This window comes from Streptomyces sp. NPDC052016 (assembly GCF_044548445.1).
Classification (GTDB): Bacteria; Actinomycetota; Actinomycetes; order Streptomycetales; family Streptomycetaceae; genus Streptomyces.
Genome location: NZ_JBIUBX010000014.1, coordinates 33,701 through 45,894, shown reverse-complemented (window position 1 = coordinate 45,894; position 12,194 = coordinate 33,701). Strand labels below are relative to the sequence as shown.

The 12,194-nt window shown below is 74.9% G+C and carries 8 protein-coding genes and 5 tRNA genes; 6 read left to right on the top strand and 7 right to left on the bottom strand.

Going from position 1 to position 12,194, the window contains the following annotated elements:
• The first annotated feature begins 146 nt into the window (after window positions 1-146).
• The 5 genes from ACIHAR_RS18770 to ACIHAR_RS18750 all read left to right on the top strand — a co-directional run bounded on the left by ACIHAR_RS18770 (window position 147) and on the right by ACIHAR_RS18750 (window position 601).
• A tRNA-Gly gene (locus ACIHAR_RS18770) sits at window positions 147-219 on the top strand.
• 38 nt (window positions 220-257) lie between these two features.
• A tRNA-Cys gene (locus ACIHAR_RS18765) sits at window positions 258-331 on the top strand.
• A gap of 1 nt (window position 332) precedes the next feature.
• A tRNA-Val gene (locus ACIHAR_RS18760) sits at window positions 333-404 on the top strand.
• 19 nt (window positions 405-423) lie between these two features.
• A tRNA-Val gene (locus ACIHAR_RS18755) sits at window positions 424-495 on the top strand.
• Window positions 496-529: 34 nt separating this feature from the next.
• Window positions 530-601, top strand: a tRNA-Val gene (locus ACIHAR_RS18750).
• A 51-nt stretch (window positions 602-652) separates the two neighbouring features.
• Here the strand turns inward: ACIHAR_RS18750 and ACIHAR_RS18745 are convergent.
• From ACIHAR_RS18745 to ACIHAR_RS18730, 4 genes are all read right to left on the bottom strand, one after another.
• Window positions 653-940 (bottom strand): zf-TFIIB domain-containing protein, encoded by a 288-nt coding sequence (locus ACIHAR_RS18745; RefSeq protein WP_365455559.1) that lies wholly within the window; start codon window positions 938-940, stop codon window positions 653-655.
• Between the two features lie 81 nt (window positions 941-1,021).
• The gene (locus ACIHAR_RS18740; protein WP_400020484.1) at window positions 1,022-1,960 is read right to left on the bottom strand and encodes a phosphotransferase family protein; all 939 of its coding nucleotides are present in this window, start codon (window positions 1,958-1,960) and stop codon (window positions 1,022-1,024) included.
• Window positions 1,961-2,663: 703 nt separating this feature from the next.
• Window positions 2,664-2,861: a hypothetical protein gene (locus ACIHAR_RS18735; RefSeq protein WP_365455565.1), complete on the bottom strand. Its 198-nt coding sequence runs from the start codon at window positions 2,859-2,861 to the stop codon at window positions 2,664-2,666.
• Window positions 2,862-2,979: 118 nt separating this feature from the next.
• Window positions 2,980-3,336, bottom strand: coding sequence for a hypothetical protein (locus tag ACIHAR_RS18730; RefSeq protein WP_400020481.1), 357 nt, complete (start codon window positions 3,334-3,336; stop codon window positions 2,980-2,982).
• A gap of 196 nt (window positions 3,337-3,532) precedes the next feature.
• Between ACIHAR_RS18730 and ACIHAR_RS18725 the strand changes: the two genes are divergently transcribed.
• Window positions 3,533-4,936 (top strand): protein kinase, encoded by a 1,404-nt coding sequence (locus ACIHAR_RS18725; protein ID WP_400020646.1) that lies wholly within the window; start codon window positions 3,533-3,535, stop codon window positions 4,934-4,936.
• Between the two features lie 301 nt (window positions 4,937-5,237).
• Here ACIHAR_RS18725 and ACIHAR_RS18720 read toward each other — a convergent pair whose 3' ends face one another.
• From ACIHAR_RS18720 to cobT, 3 genes are all read right to left on the bottom strand, one after another.
• A complete protein-coding gene (locus ACIHAR_RS18720) occupies window positions 5,238-6,056 on the bottom strand; it encodes an RNA methyltransferase (protein ID WP_365455571.1) in 819 nt (272 codons plus the stop codon).
• Window positions 6,057-6,121: 65 nt separating this feature from the next.
• The gene (gene cobA / locus ACIHAR_RS18715) at window positions 6,122-7,354 is read right to left on the bottom strand and encodes a uroporphyrinogen-III C-methyltransferase (protein WP_400020479.1); all 1,233 of its coding nucleotides are present in this window, start codon (window positions 7,352-7,354) and stop codon (window positions 6,122-6,124) included.
• A 296-nt stretch (window positions 7,355-7,650) separates the two neighbouring features.
• Window positions 7,651-11,970: a nicotinate-nucleotide--dimethylbenzimidazole phosphoribosyltransferase gene (gene cobT / locus ACIHAR_RS18710; protein ID WP_400020477.1), complete on the bottom strand. Its 4,320-nt coding sequence runs from the start codon at window positions 11,968-11,970 to the stop codon at window positions 7,651-7,653.
• Window positions 11,971-12,194: the final 224 nt, after the last annotated feature.

Sequence of the window (12,194 nt, the reverse complement as noted above, 5' to 3'; positions counted from 1 at the left end):
GTCCCGGCGGGGGCCCGAGCGGGTAGGCGGAGTGGCACCCGGGGGAGCGCAGCGCAGCACGCTGCACAAACGCGTTTTTGTGCTGGCCCAGGAATCCGCTAGAGTTCAACACGTCGCCGGGACGCGCAAGCGGACCGAAACGACAGGCGGACGTAGCTCAGTTGGTAGAGCGCAACCTTGCCAAGGTTGAGGTCGCGAGTTCGAGCCTCGTCGTCCGCTCGAAGGAAGTAGGGATCTTCCCGGTCCCCTACACTCCTGGTGGAGTGGCCGAGAGGCGAGGCAACGGCCTGCAAAGCCGTCTACACGGGTTCAAATCCCGTCTCCACCTCCAAGGACGATTAGCTCAGCGGGAGAGCGCTTCCCTGACACGGAAGAGGTCACTGGTTCAATCCCAGTATCGTCCACTGGATCTTCGGATCCCCCGCGCGATTAGCTCAGCGGGAGAGCGCTTCCCTGACACGGAAGAGGTCACTGGTTCAATCCCAGTATCGCGCACGCAGTATCCACGGCCCGCGGGTCGTGGTCCCGAGGACGATTAGCTCAGCGGGAGAGCGCTTCCCTGACACGGAAGAGGTCACTGGTTCAATCCCAGTATCGTCCACACACCGGAGCCCCCGGCCGCCTCAGCGGCCGGGGGCTTCTCCGTATGCGCTCAGCTGGAGAAGAGCATGTGCCCGAAGCTCTTGTGGCGGTGGTGGCCGTAATGACCGCCGTGGCCGCCGTGCGGGGCGCCCCACGCCGGAGCGGGCGGGGCCGACGGGTAGGCTTGGGGGGCGGCCGGAGGCGGCGGGGCCGGCTGGGACCACTGGGACTCCAGGCGGGTCAGCGCCTCCAGCTCCCCGTAGTCGAGGAAAATCCCGCGGCAGTTGCTGCACTGCTCGATCTGGACGCCGTTGCGGTTGTAGGTGTGCATCGGAGCGTGACACTTCGGACACTGCATGGTTCGGCTCAACTCCTCGCCGGTCGGTCCTGCTTCGCGTATCGCCAGGACAGACTCTGTCCGGCTGCGGTCGGTTGCACCCTACTTCGCGGAGCTTGGCGCCAACTGCGGAGGTACGGACCCCATTCGGGCACAGGCGTCGACGAGCGCCTGCTCGACCTCGTCGAGGGGCCGGCCCTGGGCCAGCGCCTTGGCGAGGGCGCGGGCCGCGGTCTGGACGGTGAGGGCACGGGCCGGGACGTCGAGGGCGGGCCAGGGATCGCCGGCGGCGGGAACGGCCGGGCCGTGCGCGTCCCGGTACGCGGTCAGGAAGCGGGTCCATTCGTCGGGCGGGAGCAGGCCGCAGGCGTACCAGGCGGCCGGGCGGGCGAGGTCCCAGGCCGGGACGCCGACGCCGAGGTCGTCCACGTCGATGAGGCGCCAGGGGCCGTCGGACCCGGGGTGGCGGACGAGCTGGCCGAGGTGGAGGTCGCCGTGGCAGAGGGTGGTGGTGTCGGGCATGGGCGCTTCGGCGCGGGCCCAGGCGGGGAGGGTGTCCCAGGCGCGCAGGACGGGGGCGGCGGCGGGGTGGGGGCCGGTCGCGCGCAGGCGGGTCACGGCGTGGGCGGCCTTGGCGGGCCCCCGCATCGGGGGAAGCCCGGTCCTCGGGGCGGGGCTGCGGTGGAGGCGGGCGAGCAGGGCGCCTGCGGCTTCCCAGGGGGCGGCGTCGGGGTCGTCCGGGTCCACCGGGGTGCCGTACGGCCAGAAGGTGACGAGGCGGTCGTGCAGGGTCACCGGTGCCGGGGTGAGCGGAGGGAGGAGTACGTCCGGGAGGTGGGCGGCGGCCGTGAGCCGGGGGGTCAGGTCGGCGGGGGTGGTGTCCTGGGCGTGGGCCTTGGCGACGGTGCCGGCGTGACGGACGACGGTGGCGTCGGGGCGGTCGGCGAGGGTGGCTGCGCCGCAGGGGCAGTTCGGGGTGGCTTGGTGCGCCTGTGCCCTGGCTCGGAGGGTGAGGTCGGTGAGCAAGGGGGTGGCGGTCATGGGGCTCCCTGGGCGTGCGGGTTTGTCGGCGAGGGTACGCGGCGGGCCGGTCGGGGCCGGGGTGCTGGGGCTGGGGTGAGGGGTGGGGGTGGGGCGCGCAGCCCGGCGCTTTCGGGGGTGCGCGGTTGGGGGACGCGGGCCGGTCGCGCAGCCCGGCGCTTTCGGGGGTGCGCGGTTGCGGGACGGGGGCCGGTCGCGCAACCCGGTGCTACGGGGTGCCGCCCGCGCCCACCCGTGCCGCCCCAGGCGGCACGACTGCCCGCGGTGGGGCGGCACGGCTGGGCGCCGAGGCGGAGCGCGGCAGGCAGGCCCGCGGTGGGGCTGATGACCGGGCCCCACGTCGGGGCGCGCGGCACGACTGCCCGCGGTGCGGCGGCACGGCCGGGCGCCGAGGCGGAGCGCGACACGCAAACCCGCGGTGCGTCGGGATGGGTGGGCGCCGAGGCGGGGCGCGCGGCACGAACGGCCGTGGTGGGGCGGCATGGGCCGGGCCGCTGTGCCGGGCGTGGCCTGCCTGTGTGGGACGGGTGGCGTGTGCGCGTGGTCCTGGGCCGGCTGCTGGGCGCTGGGCGTGGGAAAAGCAATGCCGGCGCAGCTCCCCAGCTGCGCCGGCATTTGTGCCGTCCGCCGCACCCCCGTCCCCACGGGGTTTCATGGGTGGATGTCCCCGCCCGGACCGCTCTTCCGGGCCTGGGGTCGCCGCTCAGCGCCCCAGCATCACGCCCACGGACGACGCCTGTGTGGCCACTGTCTCCCAGCCGTCGAAAACGACGAGGAGCAGGACCGCCAGGGGGAGGGCCATGAGCGTCGCCACCAGGGGGTGGCGGCGGCCCTGCCGGCGGGGGCGGAACGCGGTGCGCTCCTGGGTGCGGATCAGTGTCCGCGGTGCCGTCTGGGCCATGGTCCCTCTCCTGACCGTTCTCCGGTTGTCGTTGGCAGCGGCGGGTGTCTGACCTCGGGGGACGAGTGCTGCACCCGCCGCTTGACCTCAAATCTAGGCGTGCGGCGGGTGCCGGGCGTCATGCCCTCGTACCGATTGCCGGGCCTCCCGGAGTAGGAGCCGTGACCAGCGGAGTACTCCCCTGGGTGGAGACCGCGTCCCAGGTCTCGGGGTCTTCCCGGAGGGGTCGCCCGGTACCGGTCTGCTTTTCCGAGTTGTCCCCGCGGGGTACCGGCTGCTCGACCAGGGCGAGGACTCGGTTCGCCATGAACCGGGCCGTCCGGACGACGGACCCGTTTCGGGTGACTTCGCTCACTTCCACCACCCCTCGCCGTACCGCCGTCTCCACCCGGCGGCCCGCCCTGCCGGCCACCACCTCGTACGTCCGTGTCGTGTCGCCGGCGTCGACGACTATCTCCACTCGGTCACTCTTCACGGGTTCAATCCCCCTTTCGCGACGCGTGGTTGAGGTCACGGCAAAGACAACGCACGCCTGTTCGCAGGTGCCCTGACCACTCTTCAAGTCTCCCACCCGGCACTGACAATCGATCGGCTCGAGAGGGCGCGGCCTCTGCGCGCGAACGGCCGTGGAAACGTAAGCTGTGCCACGTCACACGGACCGGGCAGCGGGGATGAACATGGCGATGATGCGCCTGAGGCGCGAGGACCCGCGCGTCGTCGGCTCGTTCAGGCTTCACCGACGGCTCGGCGCGGGCGGGATGGGCGTCGTCTATCTGGGCTCCGACAAGAAGGGACAGCGGGTCGCGCTGAAGGTGATCCGGCCGGATCTGGCGGAGGACCAGGAGTTCCGGTCGCGGTTCGCGCGCGAGGTCTCCGCGGCGCGACGGATCAGGGGTGGGTGCACCGCCCGGCTGGTCGCCGCGGACCTGGACGCCGACCGGCCGTGGTTCGCCACCCAGTACGTGCCCGGTCCCTCCCTGCACGACAAGGTCGTCGACGAGGGGCCCCTCGGAGCCGCCGAACTGGCGGCGATCGGGGCCGCGCTGTCGGAGGGGCTCGTCGCCGTCCACGAGGCCGGGGTCGTGCACCGTGACCTGAAGCCGTCGAACATCCTGCTCTCCCCCAAAGGGCCGCGGATCATCGACTTCGGCATCGCCTGGGCGACGGGGGCCTCGACGCTGACGCACGTCGGTACGGCGGTCGGTTCCCCCGGCTTCCTGGCGCCCGAGCAGGTACGGGGCGCGGCGGTCACCCCCGCCACCGACGTCTTCTCGCTCGGCGCCACGCTCGCGTACGCCTCGATGGCCGACTCGCCCTTCGGACAGGGCAGTTCCGAGGTGATGCTGTACCGGGTAGTGCACGAGGAGCCCCAACTGCACGGCGTACCGGACGCCCTGGCCCCATTGGTCCGGGCCTGTCTGGCAAAGGATCCGGAGGAGCGGCCCAGCACGCTCGATCTGTCGCTGCGGCTGAAGGAGATCGCCGCCCGTGAGGCGCAGGGGCTGGCGGACGCCCGGCCGCCCGGGCCGCGGGCCGATGAGGCGGACCGGCCGACCGGACGGCTGACCGACCCCGGCTATCCGCAGCGCACGCTGCGCCAGCCGGGCACGCCGGCGCCGCGGGGCGGGGTGCCGTCCTCGCGCGGCTCGGTGCCTCCGCGGGACGCCACACCGTCCAGGGGCGGGAGTGCCTCGCGGGGCGGGAGCGCTCCGCGGAACGGCGGAGCGCCCTCTTCGTCGAGGAACGGCGCCCGGCCCTCCTCGGCCGGCCGGACCACGCCCGCCGCCCGCAACACCCGTTCCGGCAGCGGCAGTCGGCCGGTCCCGCGCGGCAGGGCCGGTCGTCCGGCGCCGAGGGCCACGGGGCTGGGGAGGCGGCCCGCCAATCCGCGGCTGCTGCGGCAGCGGCTGTTCGTCTTCGTCGTGGTGACGCTGCTCGTGGCCCTAGGCATCGCCGTGGTCCAGGGCTGCCAGGGGCCGGCCCGTGGGCTCGGCGGCGGCGACGGCGTCGTGAAGGACCAACGGCAGGCGCAGGAGCACGTACGGCCTGAGGCCGACGGGGCGCCGGGCGGGTAGGCCCGAGGGGTCCGGGCGTGACCTCCGGTCCGCGGGACGCGGGGCTGCGGCCGTCGTCGGCGCCGGTGAGCGGAGCTCGGTGCTCGGTGCCTGCGGCCGCAGGGTGGGAGGCGCCGACGCGATCGAGTGGCGCCGCCTGCGGGTGCGCCCGCGCAGCGGCGCCCCTGGCGGAGGCGTCGTCGGCGGCACCGTCGCCGTCCGAACGAGGGCGGCCCGGCGGCGAGGAATCGAGAACCCGCGACGGCGTCCCCGCGTTGTGCGAGCCGAGCCCCGAGCCTCGGGGTGATCCGGGCAGACAGCCTTACGCCCGGGGGCGGCCCGTCGCCACCGCGTAGAAGGCGACCGCGGCCGCCGCGCCCACGTTGAGGGAGTCGACTCCGTGGGACATGGGGATGCGGACCCATTCGTCGGCGGCCATCAGGGCCTGCGTGGACAGGCCGTCGCCCTCCGCGCCCAGCATGAGGGCCACCCGGTCCATCGTGTGGGGGGCGGCCTCGTCGAGGCTGCGGGCCTTCTCGTCCGGAGTGAGGGCGAGGAGCGTGAAGCCGGCCTCGCGGACCGAGTCCAGGCCCTTGGGCCAGGTGTCCAGGCGCGCGTAGGGCACGGAGAAGACCGCGCCCATCGAGACCTTCACGCTGCGGCGGTAGAGGGGGTCGGCGCAGTCCGGGGAGAGCAGGACGGCGTCCATGCCGAGCGCGGCGGCCGAGCGGAAGATCGCGCCGATGTTGGTGTGGTCGTTCACCGATTCCATGATCACGACCCGGCGGGCCGTGCGCAGGAGTTCGGCCGCCGTGGGCAGCGGCTTGCGCTGCATGGAGGCGAGGGCGCCGCGGTGGACGTGGTAGCCGGTGACGCGTTCGGCGAGCTCCGGGCTGACGGCGTAGACCGGTGCCGGGAGCTCGTCGATGACGTCGCGCATGACGTCGACCCACTTGGCGGAGAGCAGCATCGACCGCATCTCGTAGCCGGCTTCCTTGGCGCGTCTGATGACCTTCTCGCCCTCGGCGATGAACAGGCCCTCGGCGGGCTCGCGCCTGCGGCGCAACTCCACGTCGGTCAGGCCGGTGTAGTCGCGCAGGCGCGGGTCGGCGGGGTCCTCGACGGTGATGAGATCGGCCACAGGGGTGATACTGCCTTGTCCTGGGTGCGGTGCCAACGGCTCGGTACGGGTTCTGTTACCCCGGGTTACGTCAACGTCCGGGGGCCGACGGTGACGACCTCGCCGATGACGATCACCGCCGGGGGCTTGACCTCCTGCGTGCGCACCGTCTCGGCGACCGTCGCCAGAGTCGCGTCGACGCGGCGCTGGGCGGCGGTGGTGCCCTCCTGCACGAGGGCGACGGGGGTGTCGGCCGGCTTGCCGTGGGCGACCAGGGTCTCGGCGATCTTCCCGATCTTGTCGACGCCCATGAGGATCACCAGCGTGCCGGTGAGCTTCGCGAGGGACGGCCAGTCGACCAGGGAACGCTCGTCGTCGGGCGCCACATGGCCGCTGACCACGGTGAACTCGTGCGCGACCCCGCGGTGGGTGACCGGGATGCCGGCCGCGCCCGGCACCGAGATCGAGCTGGAGATGCCCGGGACGACCGTACAGGGGATGCCGGCCTCGGCGAGCGCGTGGAGTTCCTCCATGCCGCGCCCGAAGACGTACGGATCGCCGCCCTTGAGGCGGACGACGGACTTGCCCTGCTTGGCGTGCTCGATCAGCGCGTTGTTGATGGCCTCCTGGGCCATGTAACGGCCGTACGGGATCTTCGCCGCGTCGATGACCTCGACGTGCGGGGGGAGTTCGGCGAGCAGGTCGCGCGGGCCCAGGCGGTCGGCGATGACGACGTCCGCCTCCGCGAGCAGGCGGCGGCCGCGCACCGTGATCAGGTCCGGGTCGCCGGGGCCGCCGCCGACCAGGGCGACGCCCGGGGTGCGGGTGCGGTGGTGCGGTGCCACCAGGGTGCCGTCGCGGAGGCCCTCGACGACCGCGTCGCGGATGGCGGCGGTGTGGCGGGGGTCGCGGCCCCTGGCGTCGGTGGTGAGGACGGCGACCGTCACGCCCTCGCTGGTGCCGGTGGCCGGGGTCCAGGCGGTCGCCTGGTCTGCGTCGTCGGAGCGGACGCACCACACGCGGTGTGCTTCCGCCTCGGCGGAGGCGCGGGTGTTCGCCTCGGTGTCGCTGGTGGCGATCAGGGCGTACCAGGCGTTCGCGAGGTCGCCCTCGGCGTACGGGCGCTTGTGCCAGGTGATCTCGCCCGCGTCCGCCATGGCCTCGACGGACGGGGTCGCCTCCGGGGACACGAGGTGGATGTCGGCGCCCGCCGCGATCAGTGCGGGGAGGCGGCGCTGGGCGACCTGGCCGCCGCCGAGGACGACGACCCTGCGGCCGGTGAGGCGGAGGCCTACGGGGTAGGCGGGGTGTTCGGCCATGAGGGTGCGGCTCCCTTTGGTGGCGTGGGCGGCCCTGACGTGCGGATTTTATGCTGCGGCGGGCCTTTGGCGGATCGGGTGTCCGGTGGCTGGGCGTCGCCGCGCGGGTGCGGGGTTCCGGGGGGGTGTCCCGCCCGTGCGGCCCGGGGCGCCTTCCGGGCGTCGACGCACTCGGGAGGAAGGCCTGTCCACCACCACGGCGCGCGGTGCCGGGTGGCCGTGGGGCACCCGCCTCACCGGCGCCTCGCCCCGGCAGGAAGGGCACGCGGAACGGGTGTCCCGAGTGCCCCTCTCGCCTACTTCTCGGTCACCCCGGCCGAGTCGAACGTCGCCACCTCGTGCATCGCCCTGGCCGTGCTCTGGACCATGGGGAGGGCGAGGAGGGCCCCCGTGCCCTCGCCCAGGCGGAGGTCGAGGTCGACCAGCGGGCGCAGACCGAGCTTGTTGAGGGCGGCCACGTGGCCGGGCTCGGCACTGCGGTGGCCCGCGATGCACGCCGCGAGGACCTCGGGGGCGATGGCGCGGGCCACCAGGGCGGCGGCACCGGCGCTGACGCCGTCCAGGATCACCGGCGTGCGCAGGGAGGCGCCACCCAGCAGGAGGCCGACCATCGCCGCGTGCTCGAAGCCGCCGATCGCGGCCAGGACGCCGATGGGGTCGGCGGGGTCCGGCTGGTGGAGCTCGAGGGCGCGGCGGACGACGTCGGTCTTGCGGGCGAGGGTCTCGTCGTTGATGCCGGTGCCGCGGCCGGTGACCTCGGCGGGGTCGGCGCCCGTGAAGACGGAGATGAGGGCCGCGGACGCCGTGGTGTTGGCGATGCCCATCTCCCCCGTGAGCAGCGCCTTGTTGCCGGCCGCCACCAGGTCGCGGGCCGTCTCGATGCCCACCTCGATGGCCTGCTTGGCCTCCTCGCGGGTCATCGCCGGACCGGTGGTCATGTCGGACGTGCCCGCGCGCACCTTGCGGGGCAGCAGACCCGGGGTGGCCGGGAGGTCGGCCGCGACGCCGACGTCGACCACGCAGACCTCGGCGCCCACCTGGGACGCGAAGGCGTTGCAGACCGCTCCCCCGCCCAGGAAGTTGGCGACCATCTGGGCCGTGACCTCCTGCGGCCAGGGGGTGACGCCCTGGGCGTGCACCCCGTGGTCGCCGGCGAAGATCGCGACGGCCGCGGGCTCGGGGATCGGCGGCGGGCACTGCCGGGACAGACCCGAGAGCTGGGCGGAGATGATCTCCAGCATGCCGAGCGCGCCGGCCGGCTTGGTCATGCGCTTCTGCCGCTCCCAGGCCTCGCCGAGCGCCTTGGCGTCCAGCGGGCGGATGCCGGCGACGGTCTCGGCGAGCAGGTCGTGCGGGTCCTCGCCGGGCAGCGCGCGACGGCCGTACGTCTCCTCGTGGACGACCCACGACAGGGGGCGGCGCTTGGCCCAGCCGGCCTGCATCAGCTCGGGCTCGTCCGGGAACTCGTCGACGTAGCCCACGCACAGGTAGGCGATGACCTCGAGGTGCTCGGGCAGGCCGAGGGCGCGGACCATCTCGCGCTCGTCGAAGAAGCTGACCCAGCCGACACCGAGGCCCTCGGCACGGGCGGCGAGCCAGAGGTTCTCGACGGCGAGCGCGGCCGAGTACGGGGCCATCTGCGGCTGGGTGTGCCGGCCCAGCGTGTGGCGGCCGCCGCGGGTCGGGTCCGCGGTGACGACGATGTTCACGGGGGTGTCGAGGATGGCCTCGACCTTCAGTTCCTTGAACTGCTTCGCGCGGCCCTTGGGCAGCGACTTGGCGTACGCGTCGCGCTGACGCATCGCCAGTTCGTGCATCGCGCGCCGGGTGTCGGCGGAGCGGATGACGACGAAGTCCCAGGGCTGCGAGTGGCCGACGGAGGGCGCGGTGTGGGCGGCCTCCAGGACGCGCAGCAGTACCTCGTGCGGGATGGGGTCGCTGCGGAAGCCGTTGCGGATGTCCCGGCGCTCGCGCATGACCTTGAGGACGGCCTCGCGCTCGGCCTCGTCGTACCCGGGCGCGGCCGGGCCGGTGGGCTGCCGTACCTCTTCCACCTGGCCCGTTCCTTCTTCCTGGCCTTCTTCCTGGTCGGCGGCCCTGGTGTCCAGGTCCTCCGGGTTCTGCGCGACGTTCGGGTCGTGCTCGGGCGTCCGCTCGGGTTCCGCCTGGGGGGCGGCCGCGACGGGCGCCTCGCCCTCGCGCGGGGCGGGAACCGTGGCGACGGCGGTCTCGGCCGCCGGTGCGCCGGGGGTCACGGCGTGGGGTTCGGCGGCCTGGCCCTCCGTGGCCTGGTGTTCTGTGGCCTGGACTTCCGTGGTTCGGGGTTCCGCCGCCTGCTGCTCCGCCGTCCACGGCTCATCCGGGAGCGTGAGGGGGTGCGGCGGGGTGGGCGCGAGGTGCGGGGTGGTGGGCACCGTGCCGTCCACCGTTACGAACTGGCCCAGAGGGGCGTTCGGCCGGGACTCCGCGGGCGGTGCGGCGTCCGCGTGGGGCGCGTTGTGCGGGGCGGGCTCCGGGGCGGCTTCCGCCTCGGCCGTCACGGGGGCGACGGCGTCCGGGGTGTGGGACGCCGGGTCCGCGATGTGGGCGGCGGCGGGAGCCGCGTGCGCGGGCTCCGCCTGCTGTTCCGGCTGCGGGGCCGTGGCGGGGTCGCTCACCGGTGCGGCTGATACGGGCGGTTCCGCCGTGGGCTGCTCCTGGAGCACCTGCTCGTCCTCGGTCCCGGCCTGCTGGACAACCGGCTCGGCGGAAGTGGCAGCTGCGGCGGCCGTGGGGGCGTCCGCGAGTCCGTGGGCGTCCGGAACGGCGGACTCGGGGGACACGGCGGTCTCGGCGGATACGGCCGGCTCGGCGGGCGCCTCGGCGACGGGCTCCGGGGCGGGAGCGGGCGTCTCGGGGGCGGGCTCCGGGGCGGGAGCGGGCGTCTCGGAGACGGGCGTCTCGGAGACGGGCACCGCTGCCGCCTCTTCCGCGACGGAAGCGTCCGCCTCCGCGGCGGGGGCGGCCTGCTCGGCCGGAACGGCGGGGGCGGCCTGCTCGGCCGGAGCAGCCGGGAGAGCCTGATCCGCGGAAGCGGCGGGGGACTCCGCCACCGCAGCGGAGGCGGTCTCCTCGGCCGGCGCGACCGCCGGCTCCTGCACATCGGCGGGGACGGCCGTCGGCTCCTGCACCGCGGCGGGTGCGGTGATCTGCTCCTGCGCCTCCGGGGTCGGGGGCGCCGCCGTCTCGGGGGCCGGCGCGGGCTCGGGGGCGGCCTCGGGTGCCTGAGCCGCGTCGGGGGCGGGGGTGCCCGCGGCGGCATCGGCGGCAGGGGCCTCCTCGGTCACGTGGGCCGCCGCCTCGGAAGCCGGGGCCTCGGGGGCCGTTCCGGGCGCGGATGCCTCGGGCGCGGGAGCAGGCGCGGCCACGGCGGCCGGGGTCTCGGCGGGCTGCGCCGCCTCCGCCACGGGCGCCTCGGCGACCGCGGCAGGCGTGGGCGCGGGCGCCGCCGGGATGCCGGTCGCGTCGGCCGCAACGTCCGCGACGGGCGCGGCCGGGGCGTCGGCCGCCTCGGAAGGCTGGGCCGGCTCGGGCGCGTCGGCGTCGGGGGCCGGTACGGGCTCTGCCACGACCGCGACCGGGGCGGGCGCCTGCACAGGCTCGGGTGCGACGGGGGCGGCGGCCTCCTCCACGTGCCCGCTCTCGGGCACCGGTACGGCCTCGGGCGCCTGCGCCGCGTCGCCCGGCTGTTCCACAGCCGGCGCGACGGCGGGCTCGGACACCTGGTCGGGACCCGGCACTGCGGCGGAAACCGGTTCCGCCGCAGGTGCGTTCGGCGTCGCCGCCGCGAACGCCGTGTCTCCGGCCGCGCCCTCCGCGGGCATCACGCCTGCCGGCCCGGGCTGCGCGCCCGCACCGGCGTACGCGGCCTCCGCGGGCTGGGGCGTGCCGGCAGCGTGCCCGTGCTCCTCCTCGGCCTGGGGGGCGCCGGTGGCCGCGACGGCCTGGGTGGCCACGCGCGCGACGACCGCCTGGGCCGCGCCGACCGGCTCGGGCTGCGGCTGGGCCTGCGGAACAACCGTTTCCGCGGCGTCCGCCTCCGAAACGACCGGCGCCTGGGGCGCTGCCTGGGCCCCCCAGGGAGCCGTGCCCCGCGGGGGCGTCTCGCGCACCTGCGGTACGTCGAGGTACTCGGGGCCGGACGTGGGCGGGCCGGGGTGACGTACCGGGGCTCCGGCGGGGCCCCGGTCGGCGAGGGAGCGGACCGGGCTGGCGGAGGTGTCGGGGAGGGGCGGGCCCAGGTGCAGCGGGCGGCGCGGCGTGATCGGCGGGATCGGTGTCGACGGAGCCGTCGGGCCGGGCAGACGGACGCCGCTGAGGTCGACCGAGCCGCTGTCGCGGCCGGCCGTCTCGTGCGGGCCCGGTTCGTGCACGGCCTCGACCACCGGCTCCGGCGCGGGCGGCGCCACCTCGTTGCCCCAGGCGCTCTGGGCGCCCGGCAGCAGCAACAGGTCTTCGTCCTCGGCGGTGGTCTCGGAGAGGTAGGTGTACGCACCGGGTGCGGAGGCGCCCGGCTGCTCCACCATGCCTGCGTTCTCCGGCAGTCCCTCGCCCGGGACCTGGCCGGTGTCGGTCATGCGTACCCCTCGCCCATCGGTTAGTGCTCCTACGACCAGCTCACCCGGAACGGCGCACCGACCGCCCCGTAGTGAAGAACGAGCGTCCACGCCCAGCGGCACGAACGACCCGCCCGGAAAAGACGACAAAGCCATTCAGTGGCATTGTCGCGGCCGTTGTCGCGTCGCGACAGGTTGATCCGCGACGCTCCGCTGTGGACTGCGCCACGTTGCGCGCCCTCGCC

What these genes read in the sequence shown, in the direction of transcription:
- ACIHAR_RS18745 (WP_365455559.1), bottom strand. Translation starts at nt 940, where the DNA reads ATGCAGTGTCCGAAGTGTCACGCTCCGATGCACACCTACAACCGCAAC.
- ACIHAR_RS18740 (WP_400020484.1), bottom strand. Translation starts at nt 1,960, where the DNA reads ATGACCGCCACCCCCTTGCTCACCGACCTCACCCTCCGAGCCAGGGCA.
- ACIHAR_RS18735 (WP_365455565.1), bottom strand. Translation starts at nt 2,861, where the DNA reads ATGGCCCAGACGGCACCGCGGACACTGATCCGCACCCAGGAGCGCACC.
- ACIHAR_RS18725 (WP_400020646.1), top strand. Translation starts at nt 3,533, where the DNA reads ATGAACATGGCGATGATGCGCCTGAGGCGCGAGGACCCGCGCGTCGTC.
- cobA (WP_400020479.1), bottom strand. Translation starts at nt 7,354, where the DNA reads ATGGCCGAACACCCCGCCTACCCCGTAGGCCTCCGCCTCACCGGCCGC.
- cobT (WP_400020477.1), bottom strand. Translation starts at nt 11,970, where the DNA reads ATGACCGACACCGGCCAGGTCCCGGGCGAGGGACTGCCGGAGAACGCA.